The organism is Cohnella rhizoplanae (assembly GCF_948329515.1).
Taxonomy (GTDB): domain Bacteria; phylum Bacillota; class Bacilli; order Paenibacillales; family Paenibacillaceae; genus Cohnella; species Cohnella rhizoplanae.
Genome location: NZ_CAOJCN010000010.1, coordinates 122097 through 144018 on the forward strand (window position 1 = coordinate 122097; position 21922 = coordinate 144018).

The window sequence follows — 21922 nt, forward strand, 5'->3', positions numbered from 1 at the left end:
GAATTCTTAAACCAGTCCCGTAGAATCCTGGATTTTTCGGCCGTCGATCCCCCTTTATACTTAGAGACATCAAGCGCAACTCTAGAAAAAGGGAGTGTCGATTTGCAGAGTGTCTGGAATAACCGCTATCTCTATCTGTTCGTCCTCCCGGGTATTGTCTGGTTCCTAGTCTTTGCCTATCAGCCGATGTATGGCGTATTGATCGCCTTCAAGGACTACGACATCATTAAAGGGGTCTTCCGCAGCGAATGGGTCGGCCTGGCTCACTTCAGGGAGCTGTTCGGCAGTCCCAACTTCCCGGTACTGCTGCGCAATACGATCTCGATCAGCGTGTTGAAGATGCTCTTCGGCTTCCCGGCCCCCATCCTGCTGGCGCTGCTGCTCAACGAGGTGCGCAGCCGGCTGTTCAAGCGACTGGCACAGTCGGTCTCTTACATGCCCTTCTTTGTCTCCTGGGTCGTCATCACCGGCATCTGGTACGATCTGTTCAGCGTCGACGGCGGCTTTATCAATCAGACGCTGGCTGGCCTGGGGCTCATCAAGGAGCCGGTATTCTGGTTCGGCAACCCCGATTACTTCTGGGGCATGATTCTCGCCTCCGACATCTGGAAAGGCATCGGCTTCGGGACGATCATCTTTCTCGCTTCCATTACCTCGGTCAACCCGGAGCTGTACGAATCCGCCGTCGTGGACGGCGCGAACCGCTGGCGTCAGGTGTGGCATATTACGCTGCCCGCCATCCGCGCGACGATCATCCTGCTGTTCATCCTCAATATTGCGCATTTTCTCGATGCGGGCTTCGAGCAGATTTACGCGATGCAGAACAATATGGTTCTCGACCGGGCGGAAATTATTGATACCTACGTGATGAAGGTCGGCGTCTTCCGGGCTAACTATGAGCTCGCGACGGCCGTCGGACTGTTCAAGTCGATCATCGGATTGATCCTGCTCGTTACCGCCAATTTTATCGTCAAGAGGTTCGGGGAAGACGGGGTCTTCTGATACCGATCCAATCGAAGTACACCGGGAGGTCAACATGAAGCTAACGCGCGGGGAAAAAGTGTTTCAATGGTTCAACTATCTGTTTTTGAGCGTTCTCTGCTTTTCCTTTCTGTTCCCGTTCTGGCGAATCGCCGCCATCTCGCTGAACGAAGGACTGGACGCATCGCGCGGCGGCATCAACTTCTGGCCACGCAAGTTCACGCTCGATAATTATGCGGCCGTCTTCTCCAGGAGCGATATTCTAAGCGCGTACACGATATCGATCGGCCGGACGGCGATCGGGACGCTGCTCTCGATCGTGCTCGTCTCGCTGATGGCCTACGGCCTGTCCAAGCAGCGATTAAAGGGCCGCGGCGTGATCAACGTGATGCTGATCCTGACGATGTTTTTCAGCGGCGGGCTCATCCCGACCTATATGCTGTACAAATCGCTGCACCTGCTCAACAGCTTCTGGGTGTATGTGGTCCCCTCGCTCTACGGCGCCGCCTCCGTGTTTATCTTCCGTTCCTTTTTCCGCGCCATGCCGCAGGAGCTTGAGGATTCGGCCCAGCTAGACGGCGCGAGCGACCTGACGATCTTCTCGCGGATCGCGGTGCCGCTCAGTCTGCCGATCTTCGCGACGATGGCGCTGTTCGCCGCCGTCGGACACTGGAACGACTATCTGACCGCCGTTATCTATGTGACGAATGAGCATCTGCTGCCGCTCCAGACGCTGCTGATGAAGGTGATGAACATCAATCAGAACGAAGCGGGCACGATGGCATACGGCGTCGTGAACCTGAGCGAGAGCTCGCGACGGACCGTGACGGCCGAGTCGGTCAAAATGGCCATGCTCATTGTCGTCGTCCTGCCTATACTGACGGTCTATCCGTTTCTCCAGCGCTACTTCGTGAAGGGAGTGATCATCGGCTCGTTGAAAGGCTAGGGGCGTGGCTTCCAACAAAATTTAATTAAGGGTGGTTGTCGTCAAAATGAAAAAACAAGCAAAGCTGATTGCGACGCTGATGTCCGTCTCTATGCTCGGAGCCTCGCTCGCCGCATGCGCCAAAGACAACGGCAATACGAATAGCAAGCCTACGGATGCAGCCGCAACATCGGCATCGTCTTCGGCATCGGCATCGGTAGAGACGCCAAAGGAAGAGCCGCTCAAGGTGAATGTCATGATCATGCACACGTTTGAAAATGCCCCGCAGACGGACAACCGGATGCATCAGTGGCTGCTGGAAAATAAGAACATCGATATCCAGATCACGGCCGCCAACACCAAGACGCCGGCCGACAAGATGAACACGATGCTGGCCAGCGGCGACATCCCGGACGTCGTGAGCATTCTGACGGACGACGTCAACAACGCCATCGCGAACAAATGGGGCGAGGCGGGTTATATCGTCGATCTCGACTCGTGGCTGGCAAAATACCCGGAGCTGCTGAAGTATACCGATCCGTCCTACAACAAGGTAACCTACGCCAGCAAAAAAGACGGCAAGATGTACATGATTCCGGGCAATCCGGCGGCGAACAAAGATGTCATGATGATGAACGTCGGCCCGATGATTCGCGAAGATTGGCTAAAGTTAGTGGGAATGGCGCCGCCGACAACGACGGACGAGCTGTACGCCGTCCTGAAAGCATTTAAAGAAAAAATTCCGGACGTGAACGGCAAGGCGATCATACCTGCCTCCTTCGACAATTTGCGTCAGCTGTTCATGTATTCGTGGACCCAAAACTGGTACGAGCTGTCCGAAGATAACAAGACGCTGCACTGGTGGTTCAACAATCCGCATATCGAAGACTACATGGTGTTCATGAATAAGCTCTACAAGGACGGTCTGCTCGACCGGGAGACGATTACCCAGCAGCCCGCACAGTATCAAGCCAAGCTCAGCTCGGGTCGCGTAGGCTTCACGCTCAACACGAACGGTCCGATGGATACGGCCAACGGCGTCCTGAAGGCCGAAGATCCGGGCAAACGCTTCATTCCGAACCCGCCGATTCAGGTGCCGGGACTGCCGATGCCGGTCTACCAGGAATCGAGCTACACCATGGCCCAGGCGCTGACCGTCTCCAAGAAATTCGCCGAGAATCCGCGCAATATGGAGCGGTTGATGGAATTCCTCAACTGGAGCGTGAGCACGGAAGGCGCAACGACCCTGAGCACAGGTCCGGACGGCGAGTTTTACGTCAAAAACGCGGAAGGACTGCTGGAGCCGAAGCCCGAGGTGAAGGCGCAGCAGGACAAGGCGGACAAAAGCTTCGAAACCGGTACCGGCGTCGGCTATTATAATCTGCTGAGTGCGCCTGTCGTACCGCGCGTCACCGTCATGCCGGGCACCGATGAATTCATTCTGGCGCAAAAGACCTGGCTGCCGGCTGTCGGCGAGCAAAACGTTCCGTTCAACTTCTCCGGAACAGGCCCGGAATGGGACAAGCACTGGCCGAATCTGTGGCCGGAGATTAGCAAGTGGGAGGCCAAGGCCATCTTCGCCGACTCGGAGGAAGAGGTCCGCAAAATCACCAAGGACATGCTCGAAAACTTTAAAAAGATCGGCGAGCCGGAAGTAACGACCGAAAAGCTGAAGCTTATCGCAGACTACGTTCAGAAAAATCAGCAGTAAGGCGGACGGGCGGATGAAAATGGAACTAAAAGTCGTCGCAATCGGGCTTCGGATTCACGGAGAGTACGCGATTCAGGAAATATTGAAGGCGGAAGGCGTCAAACTGGTCGCCGTCATGGAGACGGAGGAACGCTGGCGTACTGTGGCGGAGCGCTACGGCGTTCCGTTCTACAGGGACTACACGCTGATGCTGGACGAGGTCGACTGCAATACGGCCATCGTCTGCCTGCCAAACGACCTGAAGACCGATGCGGTCATCGAATGTCTCAAGCGGGGCAAGCATACGATCTCGGACAAGCCGGTCTCGATCACCGAAGAGGAGCTGGCGCGGCTGGAGCTGCAGATCGCGGCTTCAAACGCCGAATGCTCGGTCCTGCTGACCGAGCGCTTCAACCCGCTGTACGTGAAGGCTAAGGAATTGATCGATCGGGGCGCGATCGGCGACATTGCCGGCTGCATCATGATGAGGCCCCACGAATCGACCGCCCAGCGAGAGGAGCCCTGGATGTACGATAACGCCCGCAATGGCGGCCTGATCGTCGACTTGATGATTCACGACATCGATCTGGCCTTGTGGATATGCCGCGGCGAAGTCCGCGAAGTGACGGCCCGCTCGCTGCATACCCGCTTTTTTGCGGACAAGCCTGATTATATCGACTTCGCTCAGGCGCTGTTCGTGCTGGAGGGGGGAATCACGGTCCATATTGAAGCGGATTGGTTGACGCCGCGGAATACGTCATGGGACTGCAGAATGCTCGTCATAGGCACGGACGGCACCATCGAGGTGCTGTCCAAGTCGGGTGAGGTCATCCTGTGCACGCACGATCAGAATCACCGCAACGTGATGGAGGAGGTCCGGGAGTCCGATAGCGTATGCCTGGACTTCGTGCGCAGAATCCGAGGCGAGCAGCCGCAGATTCTGTCCTCCGCCGACTGCGTCGCGTCGGCAAGAGCCGTCCTGCTGGCGCGCAGATCCAGCGAATCGGGACAATTGGTATCCGCTGGCTAAGGCCATTCATTCGATCGAATCGGAGGCTGCATCATGACGATGAACCGATTGCTAAGGGTACTCCTTATGTTCGCGCTCGCCATATCCGGCTGGTCTGGCTTCCAGGCCAGACCGGCTGCGGCCGCGGCTTTCCCCGTTATCTATACATTCGATCTGCGGCAGATCTCGGGGACGTTCAATACCGCAGAATCCTACGATATCAAGTTGTTCGTGTCCACGCTGCAGGGGATCGTCAATCAGAAGGGACCTCGGCTGTATGTCTACAACTCCTTTTATGTCCAGACACCGTCCATCACACCGACGCAAGCCTTGCAGATCGACGAGAAATGGCTGGACACCTTCCGCAAGCCGGGACAGTGGCTGAGCGAATATACGGTCACGCCGCTCGCATCGATTGAAGCGCTGGTCAGCACGTTCAGATCCGATCTTGCCGGTCTCGCCGTCTGGGATCCCAAGGTGGACGCGACCGCCAACGTAGCGACGACGATCGCGGGCATCGAACGGACGCCGGCCGTTATGGGCGGCGGACGCCTGTACGCCAGACTGATCGCCGCGCCTAACAGCCTGATCGTCACGCGCAATCTGGTCGGACAGTTCACCGGCGTCAATGCCAAGACGGATGCCTACATGTGGGCAAAGCAGCAGTATCTGGACACGGGTCTGGCGAATGCCGGCGTACTCGGCTATATCGAAGACGCGTATGCAAGGCAGCCCGTTACCCACTCTCAGGAATATACATCGGTTAGAGACATCTTGGTCATGCGCAAGGGATTTGTGTTCGATTTGAGCCCTTGGGGCGATGAGCGGCCTTTCGATGCGCCCAATCAGACGCTCGGCAAGGATCTGGACACCTTTCTAACCATTTTGCAATCGGCCTATACGCTTTACGGCAGCAAAAATATGATCGAAGTATACGGCTTTTTCCCGTGGTGGGACAAATATTCGACTTATGGCGGCAAGGGCAGCCATACCGAGTTCGAGGGCGAGTGGAAGACGGTCGAGTACCTGTCCAAATACAACGCGGCCATCGTCAGCATCATCGATACGATGGGCGAGTCGAACATGTCGGTGCACTGGTGGGCGCCGGTCGCGACGGATTTGAAGCCTGCCGCCGAAGCCGGCAGCCGCCCGGCGCTGGCCAACAAGACGTATATTCTCTGGGGGATGGGCGATCACGACGCTTCCACCGTTCATTATCAGTTCCCTTATGTGTGGAATTCGGATCCGGCGCGAGGGAAAACCCCGATCGCCTGGAATATCGTGCCGGGTTCCCGGAACGCCGGAGATATCATGCAGTTTTTGTACGATACGGCGACGTCAAACGATTACTTCGTGGCTGGCGCCGGTGCAGCCGGGTATGCCAATCCCGATTTTATCCACGATGCGCCGGTCTGGAAGAGCTGGAACGAGCAGCTCTACCGGTCGACGGGTTATACGATGTCGGGCTTTGTCCTGAACGGCAACGCAGGTCCCGTCTCGCCGGCCTCCGAGGAAGCGTATCGCTGGTTCTCGGGCGATCTGTCGCTGTTCTACAATCCGAATCTGAGTTCGCCGAAGCCGGACGTGCGCAGCACAAATATGGTCGTGATGGGCGACAATGTGCCGATAGCCAACAACAATGTCCAGGCTCAGGCCGCCTATATTTACAGTGCGACATCAGGGCTTACGAGTCCGGGAACGGCACCGAATTTCCTTTACATCAAGCCTGCTTTCACCTCTGTTGAATATATCAATCAGGTGATGAAGAAGATCAAAGCCGAGCACCCGGAGTACAACTACGAGGCGGTCGATCCCTATACGTACGCTTCGCTGATCCGGCAAAAGGTCAAGGGCGCCGTGGCGAACGACGCCATCCTCCTGGATGCCCAGCTTCCGGAACAGATGATCGCAGGCCAGAAGTATACGGCATCCGTCACAGTCCGCAATGTCGGAAGCGCCGCCTGGACGGAGGCGAATCTGTTCAGACTGTCCGCCACCACGGACAATGCGCTGACGTGGAGCGATTTTCCGGACGGCGGCTATTCGCTGGCAGCCGGCAATCAGCGGGTATTCCTGGCGCCGGCGGATAGCATCCAGCCACAGCAGACCAAGACGTTCACCTTCCAGGTACAGGCGCCGGCGACGCCGGGCAGCTACCTGTTCGGGGCCTCGATGATCAAGGACGGCGCGGCAGCGTTCGGCGACAATCGCAAGAAGACGATCCAGGTCGTATCCGCTCCGGCGAATGCGGCGCGGATCACGGCAGTTACCGTCCCGTCCGCCATGACGGAGGAGCAGGTATCCACGGTGTCCGTCACGGTGAAGAACATCGGCACCGCCACCTGGACGGCTGCGAGCAGCTTCAGTCTGGCCGCCTTGCCCGATCGGAACGAGGTGCTGTGGAGCGCTTTCGCCAGCGGCGGATCGAGCAGCGGCACCGGCATTCAGCGCGCGTATCTGAGCGGTACGGACAGCATTGCACCCGGCGCGAGCAAGACGTTCAGCTTCTCGATCTCGGCGCCACGCACAAGAGGGGTCTACACGTTCGCGGTTCAGATGATCAAGGACGGCGCTTCTCTGTTCGGCGATACGGGCGTTTATGACATCCGGGTATCGCCGAGCGGGGCAACCGCCAACAACGCGGTGAGCTTTAACGACGATATTCCCGAATACGTGGCGCCGGGCGATGTCGTGCCCGTATCGGTCACCTTTAAGAATACGGGCACGAACGATTGGACCCGGGCGAGCAACTACGCGCTGAAGAGCGCGGGGACCAACCAGCTGACCTGGAGCGGATTTCCTTACGGCGGTACGAGCGTGAGCGCAACCGATCAGAAGGCGTATATGAGAGCTTCGGAGCGCATCAAAAACGAGCAGGCGAAAACCTTCTCCTTCTTCATCAACGCGCCGACGACGCCGGGCGCCTATACGCTCTCGATGCAGATGAACGACGGCACTTCCGGCTTCGGCGTCGTAAAGACGTATACCGTAAACGTGGCCGCCCCGAGGGATGCCAAATTCGCCGCCTGGGATGTGCCGACCGTCATGGCGGCGGGGACCAAGGCTAACGTGAGTATCGATGTTCAAAATGCGGGGGCGAACAGCTGGATAGAGTCGGATTTGTACAGGCTCTATTCCGGTCCGACCAATCAATTCATTTGGGGCGATTTCGGCGTCGGCGGTTACAGTCTGAGCACGACGAACCAGCGCCTATTTTTATCCGGTACGGAGACGATCTCCGCCAGCCAGCGCAAGAGCTTCTCGTTCAGCATTCAGGCGCCGGCTACGCCAGGCACCTATACGCTCAGCGCAGGCATGGTTCAGGACGGCGTTGCCTCCTTCGGTACCGTCAAGACTTGGACAATCAATGTGGTCGGCGGGTATGAGCAGCGGGTGGACGCGGGCGCTTCCGCGGCCTTTACGGACGCGAACGGCCTGACTTGGGCGGCGGATCAGCCGTACTCGGGCACGAATACATGGGGCTACACGACCTCCGCGACAGCCGTCAACACGACGACGGACACGATATCGGGGACGAGCGATCAGACGCTGTACCGCACGCAGCGCTTCGGTAGCGGCGGCCAGGCGTTCGCTTATAAGTTCAACGTCCCGAACGGTACCTACAAGGTGACGCTGGACTTCGCGGAGATCTACTTCAATACTGGCGGCACCAGGGTGTTCAATGTCGACATCGAGGGCGCGAATATGCTGTCCGGTTACGACAACTTTACGGCCGCGCTCGGACATGACAAGGCCCGCCGTTATGAATTCAACAAGATTGCCGTGACCGACGGCGTTCTGGATATCGACTTTAGCGCGCTTGCCGACGCGGCGGCCGTCAATGCGATCCAGGTGGTGCGCACGGGCTGACGGACACGGCTCTGCTCACGAGACAAAGCATACAGCAGCGTATAATGAAGGTGGGGAGCAGCAGTGGGAAAAATTAAAATCGGCATCGTCGGCACAGGCTCCATATCCAACTATCATATGAAAGCGTACCGGAACAATGCTGACGCGGAGATCTATGCGGTATGCGATATGAATGCGCAGCGCGCCGAAGCGCAGGCCGCGGCATTCGGTGCGTCGCAGGTGTACACCGACTATGCGGGGATGATGGCGGATCCCCAGGTGGATGCGGTCAGCATATGTACGTGGAACAACACGCATGCGCCGTTCGCCATTCAGGCGCTGGAAGCCGGCAAGCACGTACTGGTCGAGAAGCCGCTTTGCATGACGGTACAAGAAGCATTGGAAGTGGAAAAAGCGGTAATGAAGAGCGGCAAGCAGCTGCAGATCGGATATGTGCGCAGGTACGACCCGAATGCGGCTATGCTGAAGGGCTGGATCACGGCGGGGGAAGTCGGAAGCATCTACTATGCCAAGGCCTCAAGTATAAGGCGCCTCGGCAACCCGGGCGGATGGTTCGCCGACAAGACGAGATCCGGCGGGGGACCGCTCATCGATCTGGGCGTCCACATCATCGACCTGTGCTGGTATCTGATGGGCCGGCCCAAGGTGAAGTCCGTCAGCGGCAACACGTACAAGAAGCTTGGCCAGCGTAACCATGTCCAGGGGCTTTCCTTTTACAAATCCGCGGACTACGATGCAGAATCGAACACGGTGGAGGATATGGCCAACGCATTAATCCGGTTTGAAAACGGCGCCTCCTTAATGGTGGATGTGAGTTTTACGCTGCATGCGCGCAGAGACGAGAGCTCGGTTCGGCTATACGGAGACAAAGGCGGGCTCGAGATCGATCCCGAGGTGCTGCTGATCTCGGAAAAGTCCAATACGATCGTCACGGTGACGCCGCAGACGGACCATGCTTCTTTTGATGCCGACCAGGCTTTTCAAAATGAGATTGATCATTTCATCGCATGCTGCCGCGAGGATCGCTCTCCGCTTAGCCCGGTTCAGGACGGCGTAGAGATGATGAAAATTTTATGCGGTATCTATGAATCTGCCGAGCAGGGCAGGGAGATCGTGTTCGACTAAGCGGCGCCGGAGCCGGCATATAGATGAACGAAAGCCTGTCGGGACTGTGTCCCGACGGGTTATTTCGCGTCGTTTTGACGCTTTTCGGCGGAACGGTTACGATGGAGGAAGACGATAACGCGGAAGTACGGAGGCATGGTCATGGACGTGACGAATAGGGCAAGTTGGCTTAGACGTCTTATCGGCCTGCGCGTCATGAAAACGGCGCTGGCCACGGTAGCGGCGATCTATCTCGCCATGCTCTTGCACGTGGACAATCCGCAGGCGGCGGGCATTCTGGCCATCCTGGGCGTCGACACGACCCGCTGGCGCGGCATTATGACGGTGTATGCGCGTTTTACGGCATCCGTCATCGGCCTTGCGGTCGCTTCGGCGATTTTTGCGGCGGCGGGTTTTTACGTCTGGACGCTTGCCGTCTATATTCTGATCGCGTTCCCGCTGCTGACGCGCATTAAGATGAAGGAAGGCATCGTGACGGGCTCCGTCATCGTGTTCCATCTGTTCCACAGCGAAGCCGTGTCCTGGCATACGATCGGCACGGAGCTGGCGCTGCTCGCGATCGGCCTCGGCTCGGCGACGGCGTTCAACCTCGTCTACATGCCCAAGCAGCGCAAGTCGCTCGAGTCGCTGCGGCGGACGACCGAAGATATGTTCGTCGTCACGCTGGGCGAGCTGGCAAAGTTCCTGCGCGATCCAGGCACCGTATGGAGCGGCGACGAGCTGCTGAAGGCGGAGGCGGCGATCGAGGAAGGCCTGCAGACGGCCAAGCGCTCCCAGGAAAACCGGCTGCTCGGACATGACGAGCCCTGGCTGCTCTACTTCGGCATGCGGCGCGAGCAGCTCGACATGATTCAGCTCATGATGGAAAACATCGCCTTCGTATCGTCCAGCCTTCCCCAGTCCGAGGCGATCGCGTCCCTGTTCGACCGTCTGATCCAGGACGTCAGAAGCGAATATTACGAGGGCAAGACGGAGCGCGCGCTGGGCGACCTGGAACGGGAGTTCAAGGCCATGCCGCTGCCGGCGACGCGGGAGGAGTTCGAGATCCGCGCGGCGCTGCTGCACTTGTGCAGGGAGCTCCGCAGGTATCTCGTCGTCGGGAGAAGAGGAAAAATGCGCAGGTCTTCATGAACAAGGCCCGGCATACAATCATAGAGACGAAGCGTCAATGCTAGGATACATTTTTGTCACTCTAGACGAATGTCCTGCATAGACTTTTATTGAATTGATTGTATGGAGGAGGTCATTGCATGACGCTTGCGGATAAACGGCTGCAGCGAAGGGAAATCATCACGAAGGCGGTCTGCGGCAAGGGCCGTAAATTCTCGACGATAACCCATTCGGTCACGCCGCCGCACCATCCCACGAGCATTCTCGGGGCATGGATCATCAACCACCAGTACGAAGCGGTTCGTTCGGGTGACGGCATCGAGGTGGTCGGGTCTTACGATATCAACATCTGGTATTCGTACGACAAGAACTCCCAGACCGACGTCGCCAAGGAGACGGTCTCGTACTCCGAGCTCGTGCCGCTGTCGTATGTAGACCCCCGTCATCGCAGTTCCACGGAAGAGGTCTCTGCGGATGCGACGCAGGAACCCAATTGCGTGGAGGCGCTGATCGGCGGAGGCGGTACTTCCGTGCTTATTCGCGTGGAGCGCGAATACGCGGTCGAGATGGTCGCGGAGACCAAGGTATGCGTGGTCGTGGATCCGAACTACTTCGAAGACGGCAAGGACGCGGACTTTGCGATGGACGACGGCGACTACGAAGACCTCGATGCCGATCTGCTTGAAGACGATCTGTAAGCGGCCCGCCGCGGCCGATACTTATGTCTATGCAGAAGCGATGGAAGAGTCGAGGGCGGATGCCTGCTTCGTTCGGTAAAATCGTCCCGATGCCGGCAATATCGCGCGGATCGCTCGGGCTGCGGCCCGCACGCGGATTCGGCGGCGGTCCCGGCGCTGGGGCATGGACAGAATCAGGGAAGGGTCATCCGGCTTCGACGTACAACCGTCGGCGGGACGGCCCTTCCCGTGTTGTTCGGGGGGATGGCGATGAGGAAATCCGGCGCAGGGACCGGCCTGGATGGCGGAGGCTACGCGGCAAGCGGCGGCAACGGGGTCGACGGCATTAGGGACGGCGGCATCGTGAACAGCGTTGCAGGTCCGCGCGGTTCTTGGAAGCCGGACGGTTCACGAAAGGGCGGCACAGTATGGGTCGAGGGGATGGGCGCCATCTGCGACTTGCTGGCATCAGCAGGTCTTAGGCGGCTGGAGGCAGGCATGCGTCCCGGCGCAGCGGACGTCGTCGTACGCTTGGCGGGAGCGGAGGCAGGGACGAGTAAGCGCGCAGCGTCCGAGGCCGCCGGCGCCGACCAGCGCGTAGCGGCCGTGGTCGGAGGGGACGCCGGAGCGGGCTCGATGCCCGATCGCGCTGAAGCGTTCGCGTCCGGGGGACAGGCCGGAGCCTGGCTATGGAACGCGGCGGCGGACAAGGTCGGAGCGCTGGCGCCGGCCGAGCTGGACCGGCGGCTGTCGCGCGAGGGCCTGCGCTCGGCGATCCGGGCGTCGGGAGACGCGGCGGCAGACGCGGCCTTCGGGTGGCGGACGTCCTCCATTGGAGCCGGCGCGCTCTCGCTTCGCGCATCGGACACGACCTATGTCGTGACCGTCTTCGGGTTGGAGGCGCCCGTCGTACGACCCGACCCGGGCGACCATGCCGCGGGCCGTGAACTGGCGAGGCGCCTGGGCAGGGCATCCGCGCGCGCGCTGTATGCGCTGGGGCTCGAGCTCGGGACCGTGACCTGGCAGGTGAACGCCTCGGGGCGCCGGGGCGTCATCGTCAGGCTGGCCGCGTCGATCGGCGGGCTCGACGAAGCAGGCGCGCGCAGGCTTGCGGACGCGGCGTCAGCCTTTGCCCTGGGGTGGGCCGGGGAGACGGCCGGCGAGGCGCCGGACGCGCTTCTCGGCGCGGATCCGGAGTTTGTCATGCTATCGGCCGCGGGTCGCATCGTGCCGGCTTCGAAGTATTTCGGGCCGGGCGAGCCGGCCGGCAGCGACTCGGTCGTGGTGCGCGGCGTGCAGCGCTGGCCGATCGCCGAGCTGCGGCCCCGGCCCGCGCGCGAGCCCGGGGTGCTGGCGCAGCGCATCCGCCGGCTGCTGCAGGACGCGGCCGCGCGGACGGCGGGCGCCGGGCTGCGCTGGCGCGCGGGCGCGGTGCCCGTGCGCGGATTGCCGCTGGGCGGGCATCTGCACTTCAGCGGCATCGCCCTCACGTCCGAGCGCCTCCGGGCGCTCGACAACGCGCTTGCCTTGCCCTTGCGGCTGCTGGAGCCGGCTGGCGCGGGCCGTCGGCGGCCGCGCTACGGCGCGCTCGGCGACTACAGGCCCAAGGCGCACGGCGGCTTCGAATACCGGACGCCGCCGAGCTGGCTCGTATCGCCGCGGCTCGCGCTCGGCGTGCTGTCGCTCGCCAAGCTGGCCGCGGAGCATGCCCGCGAGCTCTCCGGCTGCCGCCCGCTGGACGCCGACGCGTTGCGCGACGCTTTTTACGACGGAGAGCCGGCGCTGTTGCGGCAGGCGGCATCCGTCGTGCGGCGCGCGCTGGCGGCACTGCCCGCTTATGCGCGGTACCGCGACGCCGTCGATCCGCTCTTCGATGCGATCGAAGCCGGCCGCGTCTGGGACGAGAGCGAGGACATCCGGCGCAGGTGGCGGATTCCCGAGTGAATGCCGCCCGGCATGTCGCATGGACGGCTAAGATTACTTACATGTCATGGCATGAAGCGGCCCGCGATGAGACGCGCGGCCGCTTTTCTGATTCGGCGCCGTTCCATTGCCGCGCGCACAAATTCCGCCAGTTTCCCCGGCGAGCACGACGAACCTCGCAAAGCTTGGTATAATAGAAGGATCAGTTCAGAGCGACATATGGAGGATTCTATGGCCGGCTATACCCCGATGATGCAGCAATATTTGACCGTTAAGGAAGAAGCCAAGGACGCGCTGCTGTTCTTCCGTCTCGGCGATTTCTATGAAATGTTTTTCGAAGACGCGCTTACGGCGTCCCGCGAGCTGGAGATTACGCTGACCGGCAGAGGAGCGGGGCAGGAGGAACGCATCCCCATGTGCGGCGTTCCCTATCATGCGGCCGAAGGTTACATAGCGAAGCTGGTGGACAAAGGATACAAAGTCGCGATCTGCGAGCAGGTGGAGGATCCCAAGGCGGCCAAGGGCGTCGTGAAGCGCGAGATCGTGCGCATCGTGACGCCGGGCACGGTGATGGAGGCGAAGTCGCTCGGCGAGACCGCCAACAACTTTATCGTGGGCGCCGCCGAGCAGGACGGCCGTTTCGGGCTGGCGGCATGCGACCTGACCACGGGCGAGATGTACGTGACGTCGTTCGCGGCGTCCGCGGAGTCGGTCAAGAACGAGCTGAACGTATACCGGCCCGCGGAGGCCGTAGGCGATGAACGGGCCCTCGCGATTCTGCAAGAGGCGTCCAGGGCGTCGGGCCGATCATTGGTCGCGACGATGAGAGACGAGGCGCGCGCGCCGGACGAACGACTCGCCGCGCAGTTCCCCGAGGAGCGGTGGGACAAGCACGAGCCGGTGCGAAGGCTCGCCGTCGCGCGTCTCGCGGATTATCTGGGCGACACGCAGAAGCGTTCGCTCGCCCACCTGCGCGCGGTCAAGAGCTACGATCCGCAGCAGTTCATGGCGCTCGACGCCTTCACGCGGCGCAATCTCGAGCTGACCGAGACGGTGCGCGACCGCTCGCGCAAAGGCTCGCTGCTGTGGCTGCTCGACCGCACGCGCACGGCGATGGGCGCCCGGCAGCTGAAGCGCTGGATCGACCAGCCGCTGCTGGACCGGGCAGCCGCGGACGAGCGGTTGGACGCCGTGGAGGCGCTGCACGGCAATTGGATGCTGCGCGAGGACCTGCGCGCCGCGCTGTCCGAGATCTACGATCTCGAGCGGCTCGTCGGCCGGATCGCCTACGGCACGGCCAACGCGCGCGATCTGAACGCGCTCGGCGCGTCGCTCTCCCGCATCCCGGCGCTGAAGGAGATCTGCGCGGAGCTCGGATCGGGTCCGCTCTCCGCCCTGTCGGAGACGCTCGACGCCTGCGAGGACATCGCCGGCGCGATCCTGGACGCGATCGCGGCAGAGCCGCCGGTATCGGTCCGCGAGGGCGGGCTGATCCGCGCCGGCTACCACGAACGCCTCGACGAGCTGCGCGAGGCGAGCCGGAACGGCAAGACGTGGATCGCCGAGCTCGAGCGAAGGGAACGCGAGGCTACGGGCATCAAGTCGCTTAAGATTGGGTTTAACAAAGTATTCGGCTATTATCTCGAGGTGACGCGGGCGAATCTCGGCACGCTGCCCGAAGGCCGCTACGAGCGCAAGCAGACGCTGGCCAACGCGGAGCGTTATGTCACGCCGGAGCTGAAGGAGAAGGAAGCGCTCATCCTCGAGGCCGAGGACCGCATGATCGATCTCGAGTACGAGCTGTTCGCGGATCTTCGCGACCGCATCGCGCTTGAGATCCCGAGGCTGCAGCGGCTGGCCGAGCGGGTGGCGAGCCTCGACGCCCTGCAGTCGCTCGCCGAGGTGAGCGCGGAGCGCCGCTACGTGAGGCCCGCCTGGAGCGACGGCTACGATCTCAAGGTCAGCGGCGGCCGGCACCCGGTCGTCGAGGCGGTGAGCGAAGGCACCGCCTATATCTCCAACGATGCAGACCTGACGTGCGAAGGCGGCCCGATCCTGCTCATCACGGGTCCGAACATGGCGGGCAAGAGCACGTACATGCGACAGATCGCGATGATCTGCATCATGGCGCAGATCGGGTGCTTCGTGCCGGCAGCTCGAGCCGAGCTGCCGATGGTCGACCGGATATTCACGCGGATCGGCGCGGCCGACGATCTGGTCGGCGGTCAGAGCACGTTCATGGTGGAAATGAAGGATATCCAGATCATGACGGAGCAGGCGACGGCGCGCAGCCTCGTCATCATCGACGAGCTCGGGCGCGGTACGTCCACTGACGAGGGAATGGCGATCGCCCAGTCCGTCATCGAATACGTGCACGACCGGATCGGCTGCAAGGCGCTCGTCTCGACGCATTATCACGAGCTGGCCCATCTGGAGGAGACGCTTGCGGGCTTGCGCAACGGCTGCATGGCCGTCAAGGAGAGCGCGGACGGCGTGACCTTCCTGCGCAAGCTCGTGCCGGGGGCGGCTGATTCCAGTTACGGCATCTACTGCGCGCAGCTGGCCGGGCTGCCGGACTCCATCGTTAACCGCGCCTACGGATTGCTCGAGGGAGCCGGGGCAGAGACGCAGCCTAAGCCCGTTGCGCGTCTTGAGCGGATACAGCCGCGGACGTCGGCCGAGACCGCGGCCCCGCCGGCCGTCGCCGAGACCGCAGCCCTTCCGGCCGTCGCCGTGGCCGAGTCTTCGGCAGCGGCCGCCTCGGCCGCCGTGCTGCAGCTCTCGATGTTCGAGGAAGCCGCGGCGTCCTCCGATGCCAAGGCGGCGAAGGCGAGGACGCCGGAGGCGGACAGGCTGCTCGACAAGATGCGCAAGCTCGACGTCATGCGCATGACGCCCCTGCAGGCGCTGGAATGGCTGAACGACGCGCGCAATCAACTGATCGGAAAAGGGGATTGAAACTTGAGAGGATATCGGAAATCGACGGGCTTGCTGCTCAAGGCGACGTTGTGCATCGCGCTCGCGCTGCTCTGGCTGCCGGCGGGCGCCGGAGCGGCTACGCAGGATCAGGTCCAGGAGGTGCGGCAACTGCTGGAAGAGTACCATATCAGCAAGCCGACGGACGATAAACTGAGCGAATCCGAGATCGACGCCATGATCGACACGCTTGGCGACCCTTACACGGAATATTTTTCGCCCGAGGAGCTCCAATTGTTCTCGAACGCGATCAATCAGTCGTTCGTCGGCATCGGCATCGTCATGTCCCAGGACGACGGCGTCACCTATCTCGAGGACATCGTGCCCGACAGTCCGGCGTACAAGGCCGGGCTGCTGCCTGGCGACGCGCTCGTCTCGATCGACGGCGTCGCAACGACTGGCAAGACGATCGATAAGATTATGGAAATGGCCGCGGGTCCGGAAGGATCGAACGTCAACATCGGCATCAAGAGAGGGATCGTCAAGCTGCAGTTCCTGGTGGCGAGGACTTCCCTGCAGCTGCCCGTCGCGACTTCGCGCCTGATGGGGGACGGCGTGGGCTACCTGCGCCTGGATTCCTTTTCTGCAGACGCCGCAGCCAAGTTCAAGGCGCAGCTCGAGTCCCTCGAGGGCAAAGGCATGGCATCGCTCGTCCTTGATCTGCGCGGCAACGGAGGCGGATTCGTCGATCAAGCCCAGCAGATCGCCGCGTTGTTCGTCGCGGAAGGCATACTCGCGCATGTCGCGGACCGCGACGGCAAGGACACGCCGATCGAGCTTCACGGCACGAGCCGCGATTATCCCGTCTACATTCTCGTCAACGGGGGGAGCGCGAGCGCGACGGAGCTGCTGTCCGGCGCGCTGCAGGAATACGGCGTCGCGAAGCTGGTAGGCACCAACACGTACGGCAAGGGCGTCATCCAGCAGCTGATCCCCGTCGAATCCGGCGGCACTCTGAAGGTGACGGTGCAGGAATACAAGACGCCGGACGGCAAAAAGGTGGACAAGGTCGGCCTTGCGCCCGACGTCGCCGTCTCGGGCAATCTCCAGCAGCTGCTGGCCGCCTACCGGCTCGCCGGCGGCGGCGACGTTCGCCTGACCGCCGGCAGAGGCGCGCTCGTCGTCAACGGCATTCGCCTGGCCGACGCCGGTTCCGTCGTGAAGAAAAACGGCGTCTGGTACGTCAGCTCCAAGCTGGGCGCGGTCGCCTCGGAAGCGACGCTGAGCTACGACCCCAAGGTCAAGCAGATCGTGCTCTCCAGGGACGGCAGCGCGCACCGTGTCGCCACCACGGACAGTCACGTCATCGTCAAAAACGGGGTCAGCTACGTCGATGTCCGTCTGCTGTCCAAATGGTTCGATAATCTGACCTGGGCCGCCGCCGGCGACGGCACCGTGACGCTGTTCGATTCGGCGGCCTAACCGCGCGTCGATATCCGTCAGAAGGGAGGACGATTATGGGTATCATCATTCAGCTGGACGAACATCTATCAAACCAGATCGCGGCCGGCGAGGTCGTCGAGCGCCCCGCTTCCGTGCTGAAGGAGCTGATCGAGAACGCGGTCGACGCCGGCGCGAAGCATGTCGACATTACCGCCGAAGAAGGCGGGCTGTCGCTCATCCGCGTAGCGGACGACGGGGCGGGTATCGAAGCCGACGACCTGCTGATCGCTTTCCAGCGTCACGCGACGAGCAAGATCGCCAGCGGCCGGGACCTGTTCCAGATCTCGACGCTCGGGTTCAGAGGGGAGGCGCTGCCGAGTATCGCGTCGGTAGCCAAGGTCCGCTGTCTCAGCGCCACGGAATCCGGCGGACTCGGACGGCTGCTCGAGATCGAGGGCGGCACCGTCAAGCGGCACGAGGATGCCGCCGCGCCGAGGGGCACGGACATGTCCGTCAAGGAGCTTTTCTACAACACGCCGGCAAGGCTCAAGTATATGCGCACGATACAGACGGAGCTGTCGCATCTGTCGGACGTCGTGTACAGGCAGGCGCTGGCCAGGCCGGATATAGCCTTTACGTTTACGCACAACGGCTCCGTGCTGCTCCGCACGCCGGGAAGCGGCGACCTGAGGCAGGTCGTCGCGGCCATCTACGGCACCGGGCCTGCCAAGGCGATGCTCGAGTTGCAGGCGGACGGGCCCGATTTCTCGCTGTCGGGCTTGACCGCCATGCCGATCGAAACCAGGGCGAGCCGAGCCGCGGTGACGATCATCGTCAACGGCCGGTTCGTGCGCAGTCCGGCCGTGATCCAACCGCTGCTTCAGGCGTATCACACGTTGCTGCCGATCAATCGGTACCCGCTTTCCGTTCTGCATCTGAGGATGCATCCCTCGCTGCTCGACGTGAACGTGCATCCCGCCAAGCTGGAGGTGCGCTTCAGCAAGGAGACCGAATTGCGGGCTTTCGTCGAAGCGGCCGTGAGAAAGACGCTCGAGGCCTACGCTTATATACCGTCCGGCACGGCCGTCCGCAAGCCCAAGCCGGAGGTATGGCAGCAGGAGCAGATTCGTTTCCATGTCCCGCCGGTCGCCGAGGGACAAGACGAGACGGGACGCGGACCGGAAGGAGCCGGCAACGAAGCTGCCGCGGCACCATCGTCCGTTCAAGATCCCGGCGCGGGCAAGCCGTCTGCCGGCGGCGCCGCGCCTAAGCTTCAGGCTCCCGGCTTCAACGCCGCCTTCGCTTCTTCCGAAGCTTCAGCGGCTCGGCCTTCAGGCGACGGTGCCCGCAGCGTGTCCGGCGTGTCCGGCTTGTCCGGCCTTGCCTGGACCGCTTCCGCGAACGCAGGAAAGACACCTGCGGCACGAGCCCAAGAGGCCGCGGCGCCTTATGCCGGCAAGGACGCGGTGCGGGAGTCCCGCCCTGCCGGCGGGGGTTATGCCTCCCAGGGCCGTGACCCTTGGACGGACCGCGGCAGGACGCAGGAGCCGGCCAGGCTGCCGGATCAAGTGTGGACGGCCGCGTTCGGCGCTGCGACCGCAGAGATCAAGCCCGAATTCCCCGAGCTGTACTGGATCGGGCAGCTGCACGGCACGTACATCGTCGCCCAGAACGATACGGGCCTCTACTTGATCGACCAGCATGCCGCGCACGAGCGCATCCATTATGAGATATATTACGAGAAGTTCGGTGATCCGGCTGCCGCGAGCCAGGAGCTGCTGCTCCCGGTGACGCTGTCGTTCGCGCCGGACGAATACACGGCCATCCGCGGCAAGCTCCCCTGGTTCGAGCTGGCGGGCGTATATCTGGAAGACTTCGGTGGCAATACCTTTATCGTACGGGCCGTGCCGCATTGGCTCCCCGAAGGAGACGAGGCCGACATCGTGCGGGAAATGGCGGAATGGATCCTGAAGGAGCGCGGCATCGACCTCCATAAGATCCGGGAGAAGGCCGCGATTCTGTGCTCCTGCAAAGCTTCGATCAAAGCCAACCAGTCGCTGACGCGCGAGGCCGGCGAGACGCTGCTCCGCAGGCTCGGCGCCTGCAAGCAGCCCTACACTTGTCCGCACGGGCGGCCGATCGTCGTCAGCTTCACGACGTACGAGCTAGAGAAGATGTTCAAGCGGGTGATGTCTTGATCGTGACGACCGCGGAAAAGCCGGACGCCGGCCTCGCGGAATACGCGCGCGGGCTGGCGGCGGAGCTCGGCTGCCCCTATGCGGAGCGGCGGCGCGAGACGCTTACGGGCCTCGCGCGCAAGCATGCGGGAGCCGCCGACGGCATACTCGTCGCGGGGCCGCAGGGCCTGCGGTTCGTCGCGGAAGGCGCAGAGCCGCTGTTCTATCACCCGAGCATGGCCCAGATCCGGGTCAAGCGGCTGATGGAGGGGGGCGGCGACGCGCTCGTCGAGGCGGCCGGGGTCAGGGCGGGCGACGTCGTCGTCGACTGCACGGCGGGGCTTGGCGCGGACGCGCTCGTCCTTTCCTACGCGGCCGGCGCAGGCGGACGCGTGATGGCGGTGGAGGCCTCGCGGATGCTGTACCTGATCGTGCGCGAGGGCCTGCGCGGATATGCAAGCGGACTGCCGGAGCTCGACGAGGCGATGCGCAGAATCGAGATGGTCCATGGCGAGAACCTGCAGACGCTCCGGGCCATGCCCGACGGGAGCGCGGACGTCGTCTACTTCGATCCGATGTTCGCGCGTCCGGTGCTCGGCTCGGCTTCGCTGCGCCCCCTGCGATCGTATGCGGAGGAGCGTTCCCTGGGCGCCGACGCGATTGCGGAGGCGCGCCGGGTCGCCCGCCGCGCCGTCGTGCTGAAGGACCACAAGACGAGCGGCGAATTCGAACGGCACGGTTTCCGGCGGGTCCGGACTTCCTATTCGGCCGTGGACTATGGAGTGATCGGGATTCAATGACGAACAACAAACCTCCGCTGATCGCGCTGGTCGGACCGACGGCCGTCGGCAAGACCGCGACCAGCCTCGCGATCGCCCGTGCGTTCGGCTGCGAGATTATCAGCGGGGATTCGATGCAAGTATACAGAGGCATGGACATCGGCACGGCCAAGCTTCCCCTGGCCCAGCGGGAGGGCGTCCCGCACCATTTGATCGACATCAGGGATCCGGCGGAGCCATTCTCCGCGGCGGACTTCCAGACTGCCTGCGAGGAAGCGATCCGGGACATCCACGGCAGAGGGCGCATTCCTTTTATCGTGGGGGGGACCGGGCTGTACGTCGAATCGGTCTGCTACGGGTTCCGGTTCCAGCCTTCGGGCGGCGATCCCGCTTTCCGCGAGGCGATGCAGGCGTTGGCCGAACGGGACGGCCCTGAGGCGCTGCACCGGAAGCTGGCCGCCGTCGATCCGGCGTCCGCCGCGAAGCTCCATCCCAACGATATGCGCCGAGTCATCCGCGCGCTGGAGATCCGAGAGACGACGGGATTGCCCGCGTCCGAGCAGCTGGGCGAAGCCCGTGGCGACCGCAAGGAATCTCCGTACAATCTCGCGCTGATCGGGCTCCATATGGAGCGGGCGAGGCTGTACGAGAGAATCGAGGAGCGGGTGGACGCGATGCTGGCGCAGGGCCTGGCCGAGGAGGTGCGGGGACTGCTCGAGGCCGGACTGCCCTCGTCCGCCGTATCCATGCAGGCGCTCGGCTACAAGGAAATGGCCGCCTATATCGAAGGCCGGGCGACGTACGCGGAGGCGGCCGATACGCTCAAGCGGGACACGCGACGCTTCGCCAAACGGCAGCTCTCTTGGTTCCGGCACATGCAGGATCTGATATGGGTCGACGCCGACCCGGAGGCAAAAAACTCCGAACTTTTGCAAACGATCTATGCTATAATAGCAGGAAAGTTTGGTTTGAGCCTTGAATATATTCGTACACAAGAAATTAATGGCGATGGGGGATACCGGTAATGAACAAGTCCATAAACATCCAGGATACGTTTCTGAATCAACTGCGCAAGGATAGCGTGCCCGTCACCGTCTACTTGACCAACGGGTTCCAGATCCGCGGCGTCGTCCGCGCCTTCGACAACTTTACGATCGTCATCGACAGCGACGGCCGGCAGCAGATGGTTTACAAGCACGCCATCAGCACGTTCACGCCGCAGCGCAACGTATCTCTTCAGCAGCAGGACACCGGCGCCAACGCCTGACGCGCAGTTGCCGTCGGCGGCCCGGATCGA

Annotated in this window: 15 protein-coding genes; all 15 read left to right on the forward strand. The window is 62.0% G+C overall.

Annotated features, from left to right (window positions below; translation table 11 throughout):
- Positions 1 to 102: 102 nt before the first annotated feature.
- The 15 genes from PQG80_RS16175 to hfq all read left to right on the forward strand — a co-directional run bounded on the left by PQG80_RS16175 (position 103) and on the right by hfq (position 21892).
- Positions 103 to 1002, forward strand: a complete 900-nt coding sequence (locus PQG80_RS16175; protein ID WP_271752438.1) for an ABC transporter permease — start codon at positions 103 to 105, stop codon at positions 1000 to 1002.
- A gap of 34 nt (positions 1003 to 1036) precedes the next feature.
- Positions 1037 to 1927, forward strand: a complete 891-nt coding sequence (locus tag PQG80_RS16180; RefSeq protein WP_271752439.1) for a carbohydrate ABC transporter permease — start codon at positions 1037 to 1039, stop codon at positions 1925 to 1927.
- 46 nt (positions 1928 to 1973) lie between these two features.
- Positions 1974 to 3617, forward strand: coding sequence for an extracellular solute-binding protein (locus PQG80_RS16185; protein WP_271752440.1), 1644 nt, complete (start codon positions 1974 to 1976; stop codon positions 3615 to 3617).
- 13 nt (positions 3618 to 3630) lie between these two features.
- A complete protein-coding gene (locus PQG80_RS16190; protein WP_271752441.1) occupies positions 3631 to 4626 on the forward strand; it encodes a Gfo/Idh/MocA family protein in 996 nt (331 codons plus the stop codon).
- Positions 4627 to 4659: 33 nt separating this feature from the next.
- A complete protein-coding gene (locus PQG80_RS16195; protein WP_271752442.1) occupies positions 4660 to 8475 on the forward strand; it encodes a malectin domain-containing carbohydrate-binding protein in 3816 nt (1271 codons plus the stop codon).
- Between the two features lie 63 nt (positions 8476 to 8538).
- Complete coding sequence (locus tag PQG80_RS16200; protein ID WP_271752443.1) at positions 8539 to 9600, forward strand: Gfo/Idh/MocA family protein; 1062 nt, start codon at positions 8539 to 8541, stop codon at positions 9598 to 9600.
- A 141-nt stretch (positions 9601 to 9741) separates the two neighbouring features.
- The gene (locus PQG80_RS16205) at positions 9742 to 10731 is read left to right on the forward strand and encodes an aromatic acid exporter family protein (RefSeq protein ID WP_271752444.1); all 990 of its coding nucleotides are present in this window, start codon (positions 9742 to 9744) and stop codon (positions 10729 to 10731) included.
- A gap of 119 nt (positions 10732 to 10850) precedes the next feature.
- On the forward strand, positions 10851 to 11408 hold the full coding sequence (locus tag PQG80_RS16210; protein ID WP_271752445.1) for an outer spore coat protein CotE: 558 nt from the start codon (positions 10851 to 10853) through the stop codon (positions 11406 to 11408).
- Positions 11409 to 11657: 249 nt separating this feature from the next.
- Positions 11658 to 13331 carry a putative amidoligase domain-containing protein gene (locus tag PQG80_RS16215; protein WP_271752446.1) on the forward strand — a complete coding sequence of 558 codons (1674 nt, stop codon included), beginning with the start codon at positions 11658 to 11660 and terminating at the stop codon, positions 13329 to 13331.
- A gap of 210 nt (positions 13332 to 13541) precedes the next feature.
- Positions 13542 to 16268, forward strand: coding sequence for a DNA mismatch repair protein MutS (gene mutS / locus PQG80_RS16220; protein WP_271752448.1), 2727 nt, complete (start codon positions 13542 to 13544; stop codon positions 16266 to 16268).
- A gap of 3 nt (positions 16269 to 16271) precedes the next feature.
- A complete protein-coding gene (locus tag PQG80_RS16225; RefSeq protein ID WP_271752449.1) occupies positions 16272 to 17708 on the forward strand; it encodes a S41 family peptidase in 1437 nt (478 codons plus the stop codon).
- Between the two features lie 35 nt (positions 17709 to 17743).
- Positions 17744 to 19867, forward strand: a complete 2124-nt coding sequence (mutL, locus tag PQG80_RS16230) for a DNA mismatch repair endonuclease MutL (RefSeq protein WP_271752450.1) — start codon at positions 17744 to 17746, stop codon at positions 19865 to 19867.
- Positions 19868 to 19869: 2 nt separating this feature from the next.
- Positions 19870 to 20646, forward strand: coding sequence for a class I SAM-dependent methyltransferase (locus tag PQG80_RS16235; RefSeq protein WP_271752538.1), 777 nt, complete (start codon positions 19870 to 19872; stop codon positions 20644 to 20646).
- A complete protein-coding gene (gene miaA, locus PQG80_RS16240; protein WP_271752451.1) occupies positions 20643 to 21650 on the forward strand; it encodes a tRNA (adenosine(37)-N6)-dimethylallyltransferase MiaA in 1008 nt (335 codons plus the stop codon). Before PQG80_RS16235 ends, miaA begins: the two co-directional genes overlap by 4 nt.
- Positions 21650 to 21892: an RNA chaperone Hfq gene (hfq, locus tag PQG80_RS16245; protein WP_271752452.1), complete on the forward strand. Its 243-nt coding sequence runs from the start codon at positions 21650 to 21652 to the stop codon at positions 21890 to 21892. The genes miaA and hfq overlap by 1 nt, the downstream gene beginning before the upstream one ends.
- Positions 21893 to 21922 lie beyond the last annotated feature (30 nt).